This window comes from Paenibacillus sp. FSL R7-0048 (genome assembly GCF_038004505.1).
In the GTDB taxonomy this organism is placed as follows: Bacteria; Bacillota; Bacilli; order Paenibacillales; family Paenibacillaceae; genus Paenibacillus_AQ; species Paenibacillus_AQ odorifer.
Genome location: NZ_JBBORF010000001.1, coordinates 6,588,975 through 6,608,916, shown reverse-complemented (window position 1 = coordinate 6,608,916; position 19,942 = coordinate 6,588,975). Strand labels below are relative to the sequence as shown.

Genomic DNA, 19,942 nt, shown 5'->3' with positions numbered 1-19,942 from the left:
ATGAAAAATATAGTTGTGGAAAAGACACAAGAGGTATGTATGAAACTAACTAACAATAAGCTCATAAGGTTCCTACTCGTTGGTGTATTTAATACAATTTTGGGCGCAATCACTATGTTCCTGTTGTATAATTACTTTGGATTTGGATACTGGAGTTCAAGTGCATTGAGCTATTTATTTGGTGGGGTTATTAGTTATTTCTTAAACAAGACCTTTACTTTTAAATATGGTAACTTCGACTACAAATCATTTTTTCAATTCTTTTTAGTAAGCTCAGTATCTTATTTAGTTGGTTTTCTTATATCTAAGCGCCTTATACTAGAAATTATAAATTTACTTTCTTTAAAGTTTTCAATAGAAACTAATGAACAACTAGCAATGTTATTCGGTATGGGGTTATATACAATTTTGAACTATTTAGGACAGCGTTTATTAGTATTTAGAAAATAATCGTAAAGGATTTGACATATGATAGATCATATAAAAAAGTTTTCCAATAAATATAATGTTACATTACTGTTTATATTTTTTTCAATTATTATGTTTATAGTGAATCTACATGTGGATAGTAATATTTCAGATGATATTGAATTTAAAAAGGCTCTAACTGATGTGAGTTCTTTTGAATTTGTCAAAAATTACTATTTAAATTGGAATGGCAGAATTATGATTAATTATTTCCTTACAAGTATAATAGTTCTAGATCCAATTGTTTGGAAAATACTAAATACCATGATTTTTATCTTGCTATTTTTAACTATGTATAAGATTGTATTAGCCATAACTGGAGATAGAAGAGAAAAAAAGACATACTTGATAATATCTATTTGCCTGTCCATTTTTTTATTACCTGATGCAGTTTTTTGGAGTGGTAGCATTTGGGTTACTGGATCTTTTAATTATCTTTGGCCTACTGCTCTTGGTTTATTTAGTTTAATTCCTATAATTTATAATTATTTCGAGAAGGAGTATAATAATAAGTTAATAATTTTTAATTTATTGGCTGGGATATATGCTGCATACTCAGAGCAAATAGCTGCGATTGTGATTACTTTTAGCACAATTCTAATTTTACTTTCTGCTCTTAAGAAAAAGAAAATACATATACCTTCTATGCTTGTTTTAGCAGTTGTCATAATTAATGCTATTATAGGTTATACAGCACCTGGGAATGTCAAAAGATTTGCCTCGGAAGCTTCATTATTCCCGGAATATGAAACGTTTTCCTTGTTTAAGAAATTATTTTATGGGTTGTTTTATAGTCTTTGGCATCTTGTTAATGAGGCTAGTTCTATAATGTTTATAATCTCATTACTCATTACAATATTGATGTTCACAAAAAATAAAAGAATAATGTATAGAATAATGTCCTTAGTACCGGTGGCATATTTCGGTATACGCATGATTTCTGCAAAAAGCAGACCAGGGAATGTTACTACGGCATTTGATCAAACTCTTGAAATGTTCATTAAAAGCAATAAAATTTCTATGTTTGATAATTTATATGATCTCCCCAAAATATTCAGTGATTATAATTCAAAATCAGTAAGTATGAATGTTTCGATATTATTGGGCTTACTAGTTTTTCTTTGTATTGCCTTGTCTATTGTGAAGTTATTTGGAAATTCTAGGATAACAATTGTGAGTGTTCTCTTTTATATGGCTGCTTTAGCCTCAAGTATTGTTATTAGTTTTTCACCAACTATATATGCCTCAGGGCATAGAGTTTTTTATGCGACTGACATTCTCTTATTAATACTACTAGCGACTTTACTTTCTGTTTTATTAAATACTATAACAGAGTCAAAAGCTCTATTTAGAATTTGGATTTATTATGAAGCTATTTTAGTTTTTCTGGCACTGAGGCATCTCACCTTTTATATCATTCTTTATTGATAAGAACAAAATCGAAAAAAATTCTTGAATAATGTCAACATCATAAGGATCTGAGGATTATCATGCTTACCAAAACCGTTAGTGTACAACTAGTTACATATAATAGTACTGATGATATTGTAGGTTGTTTAAAGGCAGTCCTTGCACAGGATTATCCACTAAAATGTATTGTGATTGTGGATAATGACTCTGAAGATGATACTATAGAGAAATTAAGAGAAGCATCAAGCTTTTTCGATCCTATGGGTAAACCCCTTATGGCTATCTTCCCGGATGAGAAAATTTTAAATATTGATAAAAAATCATCTGAAATCACTGACCTACAATTGTTTGTATATCAGAACTTATGTAACACTGGTTTCGCGCATGCTCATAATAAAGCTATCGGTGTCACAGATACTGACTACGTACTTGTCCTAAATCCAGATCTGATACTAGCGAAGGATTACGTATCTAGATTAGTTACACGGCTGGAGGAAAATCCTTTAATTGGCAGCGCCACAGGTAAGCTTTTGCTAAAGGCTGATCACGGATTAGTGGATAGCACTGGTCTTCAGATGAACAAGGCACGGCGTGCGTTTGACCGTGGTGCGGGGGATCCAGCAGAACTATGGACACAGTCGGGTACAGTATTTGGTGTATCTGGGGCGGCGGCGATGTATTCTCGACGGATGATTGAAGACGTTAGTGTTGATGGGGAGTTTTTTGATGCAGATTTTTTTGCATATAAGGAAGATGTGGATGTGGCTTGGAGAGCCCAGCTATTTGGCTGGCAGGGGTATTATGATGCTGAGGCAATTGGGTATCATGAACGTGGGTGGAAAACGTCTGGCCGTAGTACCAAACCAATGTTCATCCGGCGAATATCTTACATTAATCGCTACAAAATGATCTACAAGAATGAATCGGCTCGAACTATGCTGAAGACAATCTTGGTTTCTCTTCCCTATGAAATTGCCGCGCATGGTTATATGCTTCTGAGAGAGCCAAAGTTAATCGTAGCGTGGAAATCCTTTTTCACTCAGCTCCCAGCGTTAAAAAAGAAACGAAAATATATACAGACCATCGTAAAAGAGCGAAAGAACACGTAAATCAAACAGTATCTGGAAAAACCTCCCTGAAAGGTCACCTCCTCTCAGGGAGGTTTTATGTTATAATAATTGTCGGTAGATTACTATATTTGTCAGGAGCGTTACGCAGTGAATGTAGATGTAAGCATACTTATTGTCAATTACAACACGTGTCGCCTGACGATGGACTGTATCAGGTCGGTATATGACTCAGAAACGAACTATTCCTATGAGATTATTTTGATAGACAACAATTCCCATGATGATTCGGTAGAGATGATTGGTAGAGAGTTTCCAAGTGTCATGTTGATCGCAAATAACGACAATGTCGGTTTTGCCCGTGCAAATAATCAGGGGATGGAAGCTTCATCCGGACGGTATGTACTATTGCTCAATTCAGATACGGTGGTACGCAGGGATACGCTGGAGACGATGATCTCCTTTATGGATGGTCGGCCCGATGTTGGGGCGTCAGGATGTAAGATTATTTTGCCAGATGGGTCGCTGGATAAAGCGTGTAAGCGAGGATTTCCTACACCGTCAGCTTCCTTCTATTATGCTTTTGGTTTCAGTAAGTTGTTTCCGGATCGACCGAAGTTTAACGGTTACCAGTTAGGTTATCTGGACCCTGATCTTGATTACCCGATAGATTGTCTGGTGGGTGCGTTTATGCTGCTGCGGCGGGAGACGATTGATCAGGTCGGCGGATTAGATGAAGAGTTTTTTATGTACGGTGAGGATTTAGACTGGTGCTATCGTATTAAAGAGGCTGGTTGGGAGATTTATTATTATCCGAAGACCTCCATCGTCCATCTCAAAGGCGGCAGTGCCAGACGTAGACCGTTCAAGATCGTCTATGAATTTCACAGGGCAATGATTTTATTTCATCGTAAGCATTATAGTAGGAAGTACAACAGTATTATAAATGGAACAGTATATGCTGGTGTTGGTATGAAGTTTGCTCTGTCCCTTTTGCGGAATGCCCTAATCTTTCCTAAAGCAGTTCCATCACCTGCACAGAGTCTTAGCTCTGCCCCTGAAACAGGCACTCGTAACGATAAGAATACTGAGGTGAGATTATGATTCGGCGGAATCAGAAATTTTTGACACAGCTCTATATGGTTGCTGATTTCATTGTCATTCAGCTGTCTTTTTTGGCGGCTTGGTGGCTTAAGTTTAAGAGTGGATGGATGGAATTTTACAATCCTCTACCCGTAGAGTCGTACGCTTATTGGAGTATGATCTATGGCGGAGTAGCTGTCTTAATCGGTATCCTTTTATCGCTTTATTTGCCTAAGCGTAAGAAACGTTTTGTCGATGAATTTATTAAGATTTTCCAAGTGCATATCATGAGCATCTTCATCCTGCTCGGTCTAATGTTTTTCGTGAAAGAAATTGATATCTCCCGTACATATCTGGCTATTTATATGGGATTTAACGTTCTTTCCATTATGCTTTACCGTTATGTGTTGAAGAAGATGCTTAAATCTTTGCGCGAAAAAGGATTGAACCGCCAGTTCGTACTTATCATCGGCGCTGGTACACTCGGCAAAAGATTCTACAACAATTTGGAGCAATATCCAGAGCTCGGATATGAAGCTATTGGTTTCTTAGACGACTATCATACTTGGGATGGAATTGAAGAACAGCGCTATAAACCGATTCTAGGTACGGTTGATCAGTTATCCGGAATGCTGGAGATGCTGCCTGTGGACGAGGTTATTCTTGCTTTGCCGCTCGATGCGCATTCTAAATATCCTTCGATTATTGCGGCCTGTGAAAAAGCAGGGGTACGCACATTGATTATTCCGGATTTCTTTGATTATTTACCGGCGCGTCCTTACTTTGATAACTTTGCAGGTATGCCAATGATTAATGTTCGTGATATTCCACTGGATATGACGGGGAATAAGATGGCAAAACGTTTGTTTGATATCGTGTTCTCTCTATTCGCTATTATTATGATATCTCCCGTGATGCTGATCGTAGCTCTCGGCGTACGTCTTACCTCACCGGGACCGATCATATTCCGGCAGGAACGGGTGGGACTTAATCGGCGTAATTTTATGATGTATAAGTTTCGTTCAATGAAGCTGCAGCAGGACGGGGAAGAGGATACAGGTTGGAGTACGCGGGAAGATCCGCGTAGAACTCGATTTGGAACCTTTATCCGTAAGACAAGTCTGGATGAGCTTCCGCAATTTTTTAATGTATTACTCGGTCATATGAGTGTAGTTGGCCCACGGCCAGAACGACCATTTTATGTAGAACAATTCCGTGATGAAATTCCGAAGTATATGGTGAAGCACCATGTGCGTCCAGGAATTACGGGCTGGGCACAGAGCAATGGGCTGCGCGGGGACACTTCAATAGAGGAACGGATTAAGCACGATATTTTCTATATCGAAAACTGGTCCTTACTGTTCGATATTCGAATTATTTTCAAAACGATTCGCAACGGCTTCGTTAACAAAAACGCATATTGAGACCTGCACTTATTTAGATTTGTGAAATTTTAATAATACCCCGTTTTGCCACTGGCAGAGCGGGGTATTAATTTTCTAATCTAAACTTTGCAAAGGAAACTCACAACTATGAATAAGAAAAAGATTATTGCAACCGTAGTAATGATTGTCGCACTAATAATGATTCTTGTAATAACGTTGAACAAAGAGGAAGAGCAACCCACGAGCGGTTTTGAAGCGCACAGAATCGTTGCACATGCCATGGGGGGAATTAACGGATATACGTATACCAATGCTTGGGAGGCCTTTGTCGCTAACTATGAACGGGGAACTCGCGTATTTGAAGTTGATTTTTTGTTATCGAAGGATGATCAGTTGGTTGCTCGGCATGAATGGACAGGCAATATGAGCAAGCTTTTAGGTCAGTTGGAGGTTCTCCCTGCTAATAAACAGGGTGTGGCACTAGATTACGAGGAATTTATGGACAGCCCCATCCTGAATATATACTCTCCGCTTGATATTGAGAAGGTGCTTGATCTAATGCAGAATTATCCAGATGCTTATATCGTTACGGATACCAAAGAAATCCAACCGGAACTTATAGAGAAGCAATTTACATTGCTGACCGAAGCGGCGCAGCGTCGGGATCCAGCGTTGTTGGAGCGGATAGTTCCACAGATCTACAATCAGCCGATGCTTGATGAGATCAATAAGGTGTATTCTTTTCCAGAAGTGCTTTACACCCTGTACCAATCTAAGGATACGGATGAACAAGTTATTGAGTTTGTTAAAAAAACAGGTGTGGATATTACGATGCCAGTTAGCCGGGCCACCAAGAGTTTTGTCAAACAGTTAAAAAATATCGGAGCTCGTGTATACGTTCATACAGTGGATGAAGAGGATGAGATTAGAGCGTTATCTCGTATGGGTGTAGACGGATTTTATAGTGATTTTGTGCCTGAAAATGATTTGAATAACCTCAGAGGTATACGCTGAAATTTATCTCCACTCATTACAACTAATATATCCCTGCAAAGTGTTGCTTTCCTCAGATGTGTATTCAGGTACTTTGCGGGGACCTCAAATTTACATACGAAAAAATGTTCGTATTTTTGTTCGCTTTAAATTGACACACCTCCTGTGCTGGCATAGACTAGATCTATATCTTTTGCGGCGGCAGGAGTGTTTTGTCTTGCCCAAATGACAATTAAGGATGATTCCCATGAAATCAGTACAGCAAATGATCAAACCTTGGCGGCATGTGTTTAAGTTGGACCCAGATCGTATGATTTCAGATGAGGATTTGGAGGCCGTTTGCTTGTCCGGCACGGATGCCATATTGATAGGAGGCTCTACAGGAGTTACTTATGAGAATACAGTAGATCTCTTATCAAGAGTAAGACGTTTTGAGCTGCCCTGTGCACTCGAGGTATCCGAACTTGAAGCTGCTGTACCCGGATTTGATCTTTATATGATTCCTATGGTGCTAAATACACCTGATCCAGCTTGGATTGTAGGCCATCATCGTCGAGCTATAGAGCGTTATGGATTTATGATCCCATGGGATCAGCTGCTAACTGAAGGTTACGTCGTTTTGAACAGTGATTCTTCAGTTGCGCGGATTACAGGGGCCGAGACAACCATTAATGCTGAAGAGGCGGCTGCGTATGCCCAGGTTGCGGACAAGCTGATGTCCCTGCCAATAGTCTATCTTGAATATAGCGGTAGATTTGGGGATATGGAGACAGTACGTATAGTGCGTGAGATGGTGGAGCAAGCCCAACTATTTTATGGAGGCGGCATTACTTGTGAGGCAGAGGCCGAGCAGGCAGCAGCTCTATGTGATACAGTAGTTGTCGGCAATATTATTTATCGGGATGTAGAGCAGGCAATTCGTACGGTATTTGCTGTTAAAAAGACGGTGCAAGAGCAGTTCGACTAGCGGTTAGCTTATGGACTACTTATGATTTGTAATTTCATTTTTAGAAAGGAGCATGTTACACATGCAACTTATTAACATACAAGACGCGGTCAGCCGATTGAATCCTCCACAAAGGCAGGCTGTCGAAACTACTGAAGGACCCCTTTTGATTATGGCTGGTGCGGGCAGTGGGAAGACGAGAGTGCTGACTCACAGAATTGCCTGGCTGATTGCTAATCGAAAGGCGCCGCCTTGGGCGATTTTGGCGATTACATTTACGAATAAAGCTGCGAGGGAAATGCAGGAACGTGTATCTAAGCTCGTTGGACCTGAGGGAAGAGATATTTGGGTATCCACCTTTCACTCTATGTGTGTTCGGATCTTGCGGAAGGATATTGAGCGCATTGGATTTACTTCCAACTTCTCGATTCTGGACTCTACAGACCAGTTATCAGTCATTCGTAATTGCATGAAGGAACTGAATATTGATACGAAAAAATTCGAACCGAAAGCTGTACAAGCCATAATTAGCGCATCTAAGAATGAACTGATTACTCCGGCGCAGTATGAGCAAAAAGTCGGTGATTATTTCGAAGGTTTAGTTGCCAAGGTTTATAAAATGTACCAACGGCGTTTGAGAAGCAATAACTCGCTTGATTTTGATGATTTGATTATGAAGACTATCGAATTATTTAAGGAAGTTCCCGAGGTTCTGGATTTTTACCAAAAGAAGTTCAAATACATCCATGTGGATGAGTATCAGGATACGAACAGAGCACAATACATGTTGTGCCGCATGCTGGCAGACAGCCACCACCGCATTTGCGTGGTAGGGGATAGTGACCAGTCGATCTATCGCTGGCGTGGTGCGGATATTACAAATATTCTTAATTTTGAAGAGGATTATCCGGAAGCGAAGACGATTCTGCTAGAACAGAATTACCGTTCAACCGCTAATATCCTGAATGCAGCCAATGGGGTAATCGCGCTTAATAGTGGCCGTAAACCGAAAAAGCTGTGGACCGATTCCGAGGAAGGCGCCAAGATTAAGGTGTACCGGGCGGATTCCGAGCATGACGAAGGGTATTTTGTAACCGGAGAAATCAGCAAAAATGTGAAGCAAGGTCAAGCTTACCAGAATCACGCGATTCTGTATCGGACGAATGCCCAGTCACGGGTAATAGAGGAAATTTTGATCAAATCAGATATTCCATATCAAATCGTTGGCGGGATCAAGTTCTATGATCGTAAAGAAATCAAGGATCTGCTGGCGTATCTACGTTTACTGTCTAACCCTGATGATGATATCAGCCTGACGCGTATTATTAATGTTCCTAAGCGTGGATTAGGAGATACCACGGTTGGCAAGCTGGCAGCTGCTGCTGGTGAACGTGGTGTTTCTATTTTCCGAGTGCTGCAAACGGTCGATGATTTGGGCTTTGCTGGACGGACGCGGAATATGCTAGTAGAGTTCTACGATATGATTGAAGCTCTACACCGTATGGTGGAGTTCTTGTCTGTAACCGAATTGACGGAAAAAATACTGGAAATGTCGCAGTACCGTTTGGAGCTGCAAAATGAAAACACACTCGAATCACGCTCGCGGCTAGAGAATATCGATGAGTTCTTATCGGTGACGATGGAGTTTGAAAAGAACAACGAAGACAAGTCGCTGGTCTCCTTCCTCACAGATCTTGCACTTATCGCAGATATCGATAGTGTGAACGATGATGAAGAGGATCGTAGTGATGCGGTTGTGTTAATGACGATGCACAGCGCCAAAGGTCTGGAGTTCCCGACGGTATTTATCGTCGGAATGGAAGAAGGCGTGTTCCCACACAGCCGTGCCTTCCAGGACAACGACGAGCTGGAAGAGGAACGCCGGCTTGCGTATGTGGGGATCACCCGCGCGGAGAAACAACTGTTTCTCTCTTGTGCGCGGATGCGTACGCTCTTTGGCCGGACGACGGCGAACCAACCGTCCCGCTTCTTAGAGGAGATTCCGGAGGAACTGAAGGAAGATACCGTTAAGACTCAAGACCGCTTCCAGCGCGGAGGCGCGGAGGCAGGCGGTGCTTACGGCGGACGCGGCTTCGGCAGTGGTGGCCGTGGGAACTTTGGCGGCCGGGGTGGCGCCGCCGGAGCTACGCCGGCAGGCGGCGGAAGCACGGCGTCAGCGGCGGCAAGCAAGAGCAGCGTGACCGTGACCTCCGGAGGCGCACAGCGTGCTACCGGAGCAGGGGCTGCTGCAGCTGGCGATTACAAAGCCGGTGACAAGGTCTCCCACGGCAAATGGGGCACGGGCACCGTTGTATCTGTTAAAGGCAGCGGGAATGACACGGAGCTACAGATTGCTTTTCCGGCTCCCGTGGGTGTGAAACGCCTGCTTGCGGGGTTTGCGCCGATTACCAAAGTGGAATAATAACAGACAACGATTAACGAACGGATATTTAGACCACGCTAACTTTAGGAAACTTATTGACGGAGGGATGTACCTGCATGGATGCTATGCATGTGATGGAAGAGCTTGTTGCGGAATTAAATAACTATAATTACCACTACTACACGCTGGATGCACCGCTAGTCAGCGATAAGGAATACGATGTTTTATACGACAAGCTTGTAGCACTGGAGGCTGAGAGTGGCTTCGTACTACCGGATTCGCCTACACAACGTGTAGGTGGAGAGCTGCTTAAGGGCTTCACGCCGCATCGGCATCTGGCACCGCTTTGGAGTCTGGATAAAGCACAGAATATTGAACAGCTGCGCAGCTGGAATACCCGGGTGCTCCGGTTAGTGAATGAATACAATCTTAAGAATCCAGACACCCCTCTTCCTGATCCTTGTTATGCAGTAGAACTGAAGTTCGATGGCTTGACGCTGAATTTAACCTATCGTAATGGTGTTCTCGAACAGGCATCAACGCGTGGCAATGGTGTAGTTGGCGAAGGAATACTTGCACAGGTGAAGACCATCAAATCCGTTCCATTGACGATTCCCTTCAAGGATGGGGTCATTGAGGTTCAGGGTGAAGGGATTATGAATCTGTCTGTGCTGGCTGATTATAATACAAGGGCTGCAGAGCCGCTGAAGAATGCGCGTAATGCAGCAGCAGGTGCACTGCGTAATCTTAATCCGAAGACTACTGCGGACCGCCGTTTGAACGCTTTTTTCTATAATGTAGGCTTTGCAGAAGGCGCGGAGTTCGCTGACCATCAGGAAATGATGGATTTTCTGCGGAATAACAAATTTAAAGTGAACCCATACCTGACCTACTGCAATGATTTTGATGATGTAACTGAGCAGCTCGCTGGAATCGAGGAGAGTCGTTCGAGTCTTGATTACCTCATTGATGGGGCTGTAATTAAGGTCACGGATTTCCGGATCCGTGAGGTGCTTGGCTACACTGACAAGTTCCCGCGTTGGGCAGTTGCTTATAAATTTGAAGCCGAAGAAACGACGACCGTGCTGGAGTCTGTTAGCTGGAATGTAGGTCGTACAGGTAAAGTGACTCCGCTGGCTCGGGTTGAGGCTGTAGAGCTTGCCGGAGTTACCGTTCAGAACTGCACCCTGAATAATGTGGGTGATATTGAGCGCAAAAACTTGAAATTCGCCTTAGGTTCGCGGGTCTTTATTCGCCGTTCCAATGATGTTATCCCAGAAATTCTCGGCAAGGTAACAGAGGAGAATGACGGTGGAGAGATTATTTTCCCTGAGGACTGTCCAGCTTGTGGATATCCGTTAGAAATGCGCGGAGCACATCTTTTCTGTAACAATAAACTGAATTGTAGGCCGCAGATTATCAGTCGGATCACCCACTTTGCTTCGCGTGATGCGATGGATATCGAGACGTTTAGTGAGAAGACGGCGGGTCAGCTCTATGATGAGCTTAATGTACATGACTCTGCGGATCTGTATGAACTGAACTTTGAGCAGCTTGTACAGCTGAACCGTTTTGGTGAGAAAAAAGCACAGAATTTGCTGCAAGCTTTAGAAGATAGCAAAGGTAGAGATCTTGCTTCATTTCTCTTTGCGTTAGGGATCCCTAACACAGGTAAGGCAACGACGAAGATGTTGGCTGATCATTTCCGCGATCTGGATGCTGTGATGCAGGCCAAAGCCGAGGAGCTCGCTGAGTTACCAGACATTGGTGGGATTGTCGCCGAGAGCATTGTCAGCTTCTTCGCAGACCCAGTTGTAGTAGCTAATGTTTCCCGCTTGCGGACGTTGGGTGTGGAAGCAAAGGCTCCTGAGGCGCCACGTCCTGTTAGTACCGATTCCTTCTTTAGTGGCAAAACGGTCGTATTGACCGGTTCCTTGCAAAAGCTTACCCGAGATGAAGCAGCTGAACGTCTGGAAGCACTCGGAGCAAAGGTGTCGGGAAGTGTGTCGAAGAAGACGGATTTAGTTATTGCTGGTGAAAAAGCTGGCAGTAAGCTGGCTAAAGCGCAGCAGTTAGGCATTCAGGTCATTGAGGATGAAGATGAGCTAATTCGCTTGTTGGATATGTAAGTAACAAACTATATTCGATTCCAAAAGGTTCCCGGTTCCATTTCGTTTAAGTACGAGAGGAGCAGGGGCCTTTTTTGCGTGGATTACAACTAAACGTTTCATTTTTAGAAAAAAATTCGGATGATCTGCTAATATATAGCTATAGATATTTATTACTATATTTGAAAGGAAACCCTTCCTGTGAAGAGAGAAACGATATTGTTAGTAGACGATGAGAAGGAAATTGTAGAACTGTTAACGATTTATCTCTGTAATGAAGGCTATAGACTGCTAAAGGCTTATGATGGAATGGAAGCGCTGGAATGTCTGCAGAAAGAGGAAGTTGATCTAATTATTCTTGATGTCATGATGCCTAAAATGGACGGGCTAGCTGCATGTATGAAGATCCGTGAAGAGCGGAAAATGCCAATTATCATACTATCAGCCAAAAATACAGATATGGACAAGATCTCCGGCCTGAGCCTCGGGGCAGATGACTACGTGGGCAAGCCGTTTAATCCTTTGGAGATTGTGGCACGAGTAAAATCACAGTTGCGCCGTTATCACGGATTCAATAAGGATAGTAATACCTTGGGAAACGACAGCAAACTAAGCTTTGAGGATCTGACTATAGATACGTCTAAGCATGAGGTGTATGTAGACCAGCAGAAGATTAAACTGACTCCGCGGGAATTCTCTATTCTAGAGCTTTTGGCGAGACACCAAGGTCAAGTGCTTAGCTTGGAGCAAATTTACAATAAGGTATGGAATGAACCTTTTCTAGATGGCGGTAACACAGTGATGGTACATATTCGTAATCTCCGAGACAAAATCGAAATCGATTCGAAACGCCCACGTTACATACAAACCGTCTGGGGAGTTGGCTATAAATTGGACGGACCTTCCTGAAAGGATTAGGTGAGGCTTCTTGAATTCTAAATATATAACGACGATTCGCTGGAAGTTTATGTTTGCTTTTTTGCTGAGTGTGCTTTCGGGCGCTTTGCTGCTCATGGCAGGGTACCAACTCGTCAACTTTATGATCTATCTAAATCCGGCTTCAGAGTCGGCTCCCTATTCACGCATACTGCGCTGGATTATTAATCATATTGGCTCTATGCCACTAATGACAGCAGCGGGTATTATCAGCTTTTTATTATTCTTTTTTATCTACACTCGTAAAGTTGTGCTGTATCTGGAAGAGATCACAAAAGGGATTCGAGAAATTACAAGCTCCGGGATGTCCCATAGAATTGAAGTCAGAACCACGGATGAGCTGGGCGTGCTGGCTGAGAATATTAATGAAATGGCTGAGCGTTTGCAGCACTCCATAGAGGAGGAACGTAAAGCTGTAAATGCGAAAAATGACTTGATCACAGGTGTTTCCCATGATTTACGCACCCCGCTTACCTCTGTCTTGGGCTTTCTGGAATACATCGAACAAGATCGATGTCAGGAAGAAGCGGAAATCCGGTATTACGTGGATATAGCCTACAACAAATCCCTGGTGCTGCGTAAACTGATCGATGATCTTTTTGAATACACACGTGTAAATAGTGGAGAGTACCCTTTGGTTATGCAGAGATTGGATTTGAAGGCCTTCATACGGCAGCTGGCGGAGGAGTCAGTTCCTGAACTAACAAAGGCGGATATGATCTATGAAATCGAGGACGTTGCTGATGAGTTATGGATAGAGGCTTCGCCTAAAGAATTAGTACGTGCTTATGAAAATTTGATTACTAATGCGATCCGTTACGGCAGAAGCGGCGGAAAATTGGAGATAGGTTTCAGTAAAAAGGAAAATGATGCTGTGGTCCGAATTAGCAACTTCGGAGAGAGAATTGCGGAAAGTGATATCCCTTTTATTTTTGAACGATTCTATCGGGCAGAAAAGTCGCGTTCACAGCATACAGGCGGCTCAGGGCTTGGACTTGCGATTGCCAAAAGTATCATCGAACGCCACAATGGCGTTATTTATGTAGAAAGTACATCTCTTCGCACGGATTTTATTACCCGTTTCCCATTCTTCATAGAATCTTAAGAAAACTATGGCGGGTTCTTAAGATTTGGAAGTTATCCTTGTGGCACAAGGAGGGAACTACCATGCCAAAACTTCGGACGGTTCGTATCAGCTATTTATATATTTTTATGGGTTGCGCTCTTTTGAGTGCTGCCTTTCTTTTTGTTGTCCAGCGGGCTGTCGATTTGCTGTATTCTCATTATTCGGGTCAACCAGGAGCCTTTTTTGTCCGGCTTATTCATTGGGTTATTAATCATATGGGTCAAACCCCTAGTGCCATCCTTCTATTTATTCTAGTCTTCGGTGGGCTGTATGTTCTTCGTTCACAGAAAATGGCTGATGATTTGCGCTCGCTAGTGGTGGGAACCTCGGAGCTGGCAGATAAAGGAGTCGCCCAGAACATCAAGGTTCTCTCTGGAGGAGAAATAGGTGAAATTGCTGCTAACCTCAATCGAATGCAAAGAATAGAAGTTCCAGATAGAGGTGCAAGCTCAAAGCGGATAGAGGACACACCAGCAGTAGCTTTATTAATAAGGACTAGGGCGATACTTCGCACTCTCCGTGAGGTTGAAGAGGATGAGGCGGAAGTACATACACTTCTTGCAGCAGCGAATGATGAAGTGCGGAGTATGGAGCGGTTCCTGGAGAACCTGATTATCGAATCATGAGCAGATGGAATGCACGCACCCGGATATTGCGAGTAGGGTACCTATTATTTGATATGAGTGTTATTAGTACGGTATTAGTGCTTTTGATTTTGTTCTATGTATACCAGTATGGTGGGATTGTACTTAACCGGCATGAGGATAGGCTGCAATTGCCAGAATCAAGCCTCATCACAGCTTCAGATGGAACAGTTATACGAATGACTCCGCTACCGAGCTCGGGTTATAGGCTTACAGCAGAGCTTGAGGAGATGCCGGCTTTATTAATAGATACCTTTTTAACAGTAGAAGACCGCCGTTTTTATAGCCATCAAGGGGTCGATTATAAAGGGATATCACGCGCGTTCTTAAAAAATATCTTGGACATGAGTTTATCAGAAGGTGGCAGTAGTATTACTCAACAGCTTGCTCGCAATCTTTATTTGAACAGAGATAAGAATATGCTGCGCAAGTTAAATGAAACCTCTATTGCTTTTGCCTTGGAGCAGCGACTGACGAAACGTGAGATTTTGCAGCTGTACCTCAATCAGATTTATATGGGGCGGGGACAATATGGAGTAAAAGCAGCAGCGAAGCGTTACTTCGGCGTGTCTGATCTGAAAAAATTGGAGATCTGGCAAATAGCCACTCTGGCGGGAATCCCTAAAGGCCCCTCTATTTATAACCCAGTAGACAATAGTGCATTATCCAAAACGAGAAGAAATCTAGTGCTAAAGATGATGTTCAATCAGCGACTAATCACGTATGAGCAAATGCAGGAAGCTATGAATAAACAATATCAGCCTCCAGCTGCGGTCGAAAATGGGGTTGCCGGAGTGTACTATGTGGATGCCGCCCTTAAGGAAGCGGCTCAGATCACAGGGAAATCCGTAGAGGAGCTTCGTACAGGCGGCTACACTATAGTTACAGGTTTGAACATCAAAGCACAGCAGGCACTTGAGCAGGCCGTTCTCAAAGATGCCTCATTTCCACCTGATGGAAAAGATCAGCAGGTAGAAGCAGCTATGACCATAATGGATCATCGTACAGGAGAAGTAGTGGCATTGATTGGTGGGCGAGATCAAAACGAGGGCAATTTGAACAGAGCTATTATTGATGCACGTCAGCCGGGTTCTAGCTTTAAGCCGATCATTGATTATGGACCTGCACTGGAGAGCGGGAAATTCAACCCGAATAGTATGCTGTCCGACCGTAAAGTTGCTTATGGCAGCTACAAGCCTGAGAACTTGAACGGTATATACCAGGGTCAGGTCACAATGAACACAGCTTTGCAAAAATCCATCAATGCACCAGCCGTATGGGTATTGAAGCAGGTTGGAATCTCTTCTGCGCGGCAATTTGCCGCCAAATTAGGAATTGTACTGACGGAGGAGGACAATCATTTATCAATAGCTTTGGGGGGGCTTCATAATGGGGTTTCTCCACTAAAAATGGCCCAGGCCTACAGTGTCTTTGCTAGTGGAGGGAAATTTAATGCGGCTCATATGGTGCGCTCCATAACGGATTCAAAAGGGAAGGTCTTGTATACTCATCCCTCTGAATCACGTCAGGTAATCTCGCCGCGTACCGCAGAAGCGATGACGGCTATGTTACGCAATGTTGTTAATGAAGGAACAGGGAAAAAGGCGCAGATGAACAGACCAGTAGCGGGAAAGACCGGTACGACCCAATTGGACTTGGCTGGCGTGAGCAAGAAAGCCAATCGGGATCTTTGGTTTGTAGGCTATACTTCGGAGTGGACAGCTGCGGTATGGATGGGTTTTGATCGTACGAATCAGGATAATTACATGACTGAAGGCAGCGGGAAGGCTGCCGCTCTATTTTCTACAGTAATGAGTAAAGCCTTAAGTGATCATTGAGAAGTTATTGCGCCGCCCATTCTTCTAATTTCTCATCTCTAGGAAGCAGCAAGGCAAGAAACCCAAGCAGCGGGAGGAAGCCGCAAGCGATGAACACTTTAGCAATCCCGATACTATCAATGAGGTTGCCGAGGACTAATGAGCCGATCCCGCCGAGTCCAAAAGCAAGTCCCGTGATCAGACCTGAAACTGTGCCAATGTTGCCCGGATATAGCATTTGAGCATAAATGACGGTAACAGAGAAGCTGGACAGAAGGATGAAACCGCCAATCAGCAGCAATATAGCCGCCCATAATGGACCTACAAAGGGTAGAGCAAGTGCAAAGGGAACGGTTCCTACCATTGATAGTAAGATGAGATTACGCCGTCCAAAACGGTCAGCCAGCGGACCTCCAAAAAATGTGCCCACTGCGCCAGCAGCCAAATATATAAAAATATAGATTTGGGCTTTATCCAGCGTCATTTGATATTTGTCCATTAGATAGAAGGCGTAGTAGCTGCCGATAGAAGCGCCATACCAAGACCTGACAAAGACGAGGAATACAAGAATAATCGTTGCTGTTCGTATGCTTTTTCGGCGGGCAGGGTCGATTGCCCGTGCTGTTGATTTTTTATGAAAGGTATAACCGGCATCTAGCATTTCTCTATACCAGCGAGCTACATAGGTCTGAACAGCGATTCCGGCAGCCGCGACGATCGTGAAGCCTAGGGCACCAATCTGGCCAAAGGGGATGAATACCCATTTCGTAAGCATTGGACCCAGGGACTGTCCAGCATTGCCGCCCACTTGAAAAATAGATTGCGACAATCCCTTTCGCTGACCTGCGGCCATATGAGCAACACGCATACCCTCTGGGTGGAAGGTGGCTGAACCGAATCCGATCAGGATAACCGAGAATAAGACCAGAAAATAGCTATTGGCATAAGCCAATAGAAGTACACCTAAAAATGTGCTGCACATACCCAGTGGTAATAATATAGGACGGAGTTTACGGTCTGCAGCATATCCAATGACGGGTTGGATTACTGATGACGTCATATTTAAAGCGAATGAGATCCATCCTATCTGGGCGAAAGAGAGCAGTAGATTATCTTTGAGAATAGGGAAGATTGCTGGAATGACTGCCTGTATAGAATCATTAAATAAATGAACAAAACTGACAGCTAACAAAATTTTATAAATCGTTGCCTGCTGCAGATTACGCTGCTCCTTGTCCTTGCTGTCTACCGTGGACGCAGCGTCTGTAAGTTTGGTCTTCATTTTGACTCCTCTCTGTACTGATAGTTAAAAGGTAAGATTGGCGAATACGATAAATTCTATTTAGCCACAAATAATGGATGAATGGTATCAATTTGTGTTGTATCGAAGTTATTTATACGAATGATTTTTTTATTTCAAAAAAAGCTTGCAAACTCAATGACAGCATGGTATATTATCTCTTGTGCTTACGACGCATCGCACATACGAAACACAAGCGATGAAGAAATAAGTTGACAAGATAGAAACAAACATGATATACTCTAATTCCTGTGCAAGAGACATTGAATGTCGAAATGCTAGGAGCAAGTTCTTTGAAAACTGAACAAATGGAACACGTTAATTTTTAAAAAGATTCAATTAATGAATCGTCAGTTTCAAAATGAGCATATCGCTCTTTTCAATACTAATTGGAGAGTTTGATCCTGGCTCAGGACGAACGCTGGCGGCGTGCCTAATACATGCAAGTCGAGCGGAGTTATTTTGAAAGCTTGCTTTCAAAATAACTTAGCGGCGGACGGGTGAGTAACACGTAGGCAACCTGCCCTTCAGACTGGGATAACTACCGGAAACGGTAGCTAATACCGGATAATTTCTTTTTTCTCCTGAGAGAAGAATGAAAGACGGAGCAATCTGTCACTGAGGGATGGGCCTGCGGCGCATTAGCTAGTTGGTGGGGTAACGGCCCACCAAGGCGACGATGCGTAGCCGACCTGAGAGGGTGAACGGCCACACTGGGACTGAGACACGGCCCAGACTCCTACGGGAGGCAGCAGTAGGGAATCTTCCGCAATGGGCGAAAGCCTGACGGAGCAACGCCGCGTGAGTGATGAAGGTTTTCGGATCGTAAAGCTCTGTTGCCAGGGAAGAACGTCCGGTAGAGTAACTGCTACCGGAGTGACGGTACCTGAGAAGAAAGCCCCGGCTAACTACGTGCCAGCAGCCGCGGTAATACGTAGGGGGCAAGCGTTGTCCGGAATTATTGGGCGTAAAGCGCGCGCAGGCGGCTATTTAAGTCTGGTGTTTAAACCTTGGGCTCAACCTGAGGTCGCACTGGAAACTGGGTGGCTTGAGTACAGAAGAGGAAAGTGGAATTCCACGTGTAGCGGTGAAATGCGTAGATATGTGGAGGAACACCAGTGGCGAAGGCGACTTTCTGGGCTGTAACTGACGCTGAGGCGCGAAAGCGTGGGGAGCAAACAGGATTAGATACCCTGGTAGTCCACGCCGTAAACGATGAGTGCTAGGTGTTAGGGGTTTCGATACCCTTGGTGCCGAAGTTAACACAGTAAGCACTCCGCCTGGGGAGTACGGTCGCAAGACTGAAACTCAAAGGAATTGACGGGGACCCGCACAAGCAGTGGAGTATGTGGTTTAATTCGAAGCAACGCGAAGAACCTTACCAGGTCTTGACATCCCTCTGAATCTGCTAGAGATAGCAGCGGCCTTCGGGACAGAGGAGACAGGTGGTGCATGGTTGTCGTCAGCTCGTGTCGTGAGATGTTGGGTTAAGTCCCGCAACGAGCGCAACCCTTAACTTTAGTTGCCAGCAGGTAATGCTGGGCACTCTAGAGTGACTGCCGGTGACAAACCGGAGGAAGGTGGGGATGACGTCAAATCATCATGCCCCTTATGACCTGGGCTACACACGTACTACAATGGCCGGTACAACGGGAAGCGAAGCCGCGAGGTGGAGCCAATCCCATCAAAGCCGGTCTCAGTTCGGATTGCAGGCTGCAACTCGCCTGCATGAAGTCGGAATTGCTAGTAATCGCGGATCAGCATGCCGCGGTGAATACGTTCCCGGGTCTTGTACACACCGCCCGTCACACCACGAGAGTTTACAACACCCGAAGTCGGTGGGGTAACCCGCAAGGGAGCCAGCCGCCGAAGGTGGGGTAGATGATTGGGGTGAAGTCGTAACAAGGTAGCCGTATCGGAAGGTGCGGCTGGATCACCTCCTTTCTATGGAGAATCGTTCTCTGCAATGAGAACATTCAAATCGGAAGTTTAACTTCCACAACCAATTAACGTGTATCCATTTGTTCGGTTTTGATGGAATTTGCGGGGCCATAGCTCAGCTGGGAGAGCGCCTGCCTTGCAAGCAGGAGGTCAGCGGTTCGATCCCGCTTGGCTCCACCAACAAACTTCATCTATTTGTTATGTCTATACACTTGATCCTTGAAAACTGGATACCGAAACGAATTTGCGTTTTAGAACATCTTTTAGCAACTTGTGCAAACAAGTAAATGTTATTAGTGAGATGATTCCAAAGAGAATGTCATCGTATGATATTT

Annotated in this window: 14 protein-coding genes, 1 tRNA gene and 1 rRNA gene; 15 read left to right on the top strand and 1 reads right to left on the bottom strand. The window is 44.0% G+C overall.

From position 1 onward, the window contains the following. The 13 genes from NSQ91_RS29365 (at position 1) to NSQ91_RS29305 (ending at position 16,387) form a co-directional block, all read left to right on the top strand. A complete protein-coding gene (locus tag NSQ91_RS29365) occupies positions 1-450 on the top strand; it encodes a GtrA family protein (protein ID WP_081383742.1) in 450 nt (149 codons plus the stop codon). An 18-nt stretch (positions 451-468) separates the two neighbouring features. Then, entirely contained in the window at positions 469-1,896 is a 1,428-nt protein-coding gene (locus NSQ91_RS29360; protein ID WP_076179704.1) for a DUF6056 family protein, read from the top strand. A 62-nt stretch (positions 1,897-1,958) separates the two neighbouring features. Next, the gene (locus NSQ91_RS29355) at positions 1,959-2,987 is read left to right on the top strand and encodes a glycosyltransferase family 2 protein (RefSeq protein WP_076179705.1); all 1,029 of its coding nucleotides are present in this window, start codon (positions 1,959-1,961) and stop codon (positions 2,985-2,987) included. A 162-nt stretch (positions 2,988-3,149) separates the two neighbouring features. After that, positions 3,150-4,049: a glycosyltransferase family 2 protein gene (locus tag NSQ91_RS29350; protein WP_249267659.1), complete on the top strand. Its 900-nt coding sequence runs from the start codon at positions 3,150-3,152 to the stop codon at positions 4,047-4,049. Then, on the top strand, positions 4,046-5,452 hold the full coding sequence (locus NSQ91_RS29345; RefSeq protein ID WP_076179706.1) for an undecaprenyl-phosphate glucose phosphotransferase: 1,407 nt from the start codon (positions 4,046-4,048) through the stop codon (positions 5,450-5,452). The genes NSQ91_RS29350 and NSQ91_RS29345 overlap by 4 nt, the downstream gene beginning before the upstream one ends. A gap of 108 nt (positions 5,453-5,560) precedes the next feature. After that, positions 5,561-6,427 (top strand): phosphatidylinositol-specific phospholipase C/glycerophosphodiester phosphodiesterase family protein, encoded by an 867-nt coding sequence (locus tag NSQ91_RS29340; protein ID WP_076303630.1) that lies wholly within the window; start codon positions 5,561-5,563, stop codon positions 6,425-6,427. A gap of 226 nt (positions 6,428-6,653) precedes the next feature. After that, positions 6,654-7,373, top strand: coding sequence for a heptaprenylglyceryl phosphate synthase (locus NSQ91_RS29335; RefSeq protein WP_139330100.1), 720 nt, complete (start codon positions 6,654-6,656; stop codon positions 7,371-7,373). 61 nt (positions 7,374-7,434) lie between these two features. Next, the gene (pcrA, locus tag NSQ91_RS29330) at positions 7,435-9,774 is read left to right on the top strand and encodes a DNA helicase PcrA (protein WP_076276865.1); all 2,340 of its coding nucleotides are present in this window, start codon (positions 7,435-7,437) and stop codon (positions 9,772-9,774) included. A gap of 77 nt (positions 9,775-9,851) precedes the next feature. After that, entirely contained in the window at positions 9,852-11,864 is a 2,013-nt protein-coding gene (gene ligA, locus NSQ91_RS29325; protein WP_076099629.1) for an NAD-dependent DNA ligase LigA, read from the top strand. Between the two features lie 180 nt (positions 11,865-12,044). Beyond that, positions 12,045-12,752 (top strand): response regulator transcription factor, encoded by a 708-nt coding sequence (locus NSQ91_RS29320; protein WP_036678667.1) that lies wholly within the window; start codon positions 12,045-12,047, stop codon positions 12,750-12,752. Positions 12,753-12,771: 19 nt separating this feature from the next. Beyond that, positions 12,772-13,884: a sensor histidine kinase gene (locus NSQ91_RS29315; RefSeq protein WP_076099628.1), complete on the top strand. Its 1,113-nt coding sequence runs from the start codon at positions 12,772-12,774 to the stop codon at positions 13,882-13,884. A gap of 62 nt (positions 13,885-13,946) precedes the next feature. Next, positions 13,947-14,531, top strand: a complete 585-nt coding sequence (locus tag NSQ91_RS29310) for a hypothetical protein (RefSeq protein WP_340920988.1) — start codon at positions 13,947-13,949, stop codon at positions 14,529-14,531. 53 nt (positions 14,532-14,584) lie between these two features. Next, positions 14,585-16,387: a transglycosylase domain-containing protein gene (locus tag NSQ91_RS29305; protein ID WP_340920985.1), complete on the top strand. Its 1,803-nt coding sequence runs from the start codon at positions 14,585-14,587 to the stop codon at positions 16,385-16,387. A gap of 4 nt (positions 16,388-16,391) precedes the next feature. Here NSQ91_RS29305 and NSQ91_RS29300 read toward each other — a convergent pair whose 3' ends face one another. After that, positions 16,392-17,648 (bottom strand): MFS transporter, encoded by a 1,257-nt coding sequence (locus tag NSQ91_RS29300; protein WP_340920982.1) that lies wholly within the window; start codon positions 17,646-17,648, stop codon positions 16,392-16,394. Positions 17,649-18,052: 404 nt separating this feature from the next. On the opposite strand from NSQ91_RS29300, the gene NSQ91_RS29295 reads away from it, so the two are divergent. Further along, positions 18,053-19,610, top strand: a 16S ribosomal RNA gene (locus NSQ91_RS29295). 101 nt (positions 19,611-19,711) lie between these two features. Next, a tRNA-Ala gene (locus tag NSQ91_RS29290) sits at positions 19,712-19,787 on the top strand. Positions 19,788-19,942 lie beyond the last annotated feature (155 nt).

Coding starts and splice junctions, on each gene's coding strand:
- ligA (WP_076099629.1), top strand. CDS start 9,852: ATGGATGCTATGCATGTGATGGAAGAGCTTGTTGCGGAATTAAATAAC.
- NSQ91_RS29355 (WP_076179705.1), top strand. CDS start 1,959: ATGCTTACCAAAACCGTTAGTGTACAACTAGTTACATATAATAGTACT.
- NSQ91_RS29310 (WP_340920988.1), top strand. CDS start 13,947: ATGCCAAAACTTCGGACGGTTCGTATCAGCTATTTATATATTTTTATG.
- NSQ91_RS29340 (WP_076303630.1), top strand. CDS start 5,561: ATGAATAAGAAAAAGATTATTGCAACCGTAGTAATGATTGTCGCACTA.
- NSQ91_RS29305 (WP_340920985.1), top strand. CDS start 14,585: ATGAGTGTTATTAGTACGGTATTAGTGCTTTTGATTTTGTTCTATGTA.
- NSQ91_RS29335 (WP_139330100.1), top strand. CDS start 6,654: ATGAAATCAGTACAGCAAATGATCAAACCTTGGCGGCATGTGTTTAAG.
- NSQ91_RS29300 (WP_340920982.1), bottom strand. CDS start 17,648: ATGAAGACCAAACTTACAGACGCTGCGTCCACGGTAGACAGCAAGGAC.
- pcrA (WP_076276865.1), top strand. CDS start 7,435: ATGCAACTTATTAACATACAAGACGCGGTCAGCCGATTGAATCCTCCA.
- NSQ91_RS29350 (WP_249267659.1), top strand. CDS start 3,150: ATGGACTGTATCAGGTCGGTATATGACTCAGAAACGAACTATTCCTAT.
- NSQ91_RS29360 (WP_076179704.1), top strand. CDS start 469: ATGATAGATCATATAAAAAAGTTTTCCAATAAATATAATGTTACATTA.
- NSQ91_RS29365 (WP_081383742.1), top strand. CDS start 1: ATGAAAAATATAGTTGTGGAAAAGACACAAGAGGTATGTATGAAACTA.
- NSQ91_RS29345 (WP_076179706.1), top strand. CDS start 4,046: ATGATTCGGCGGAATCAGAAATTTTTGACACAGCTCTATATGGTTGCT.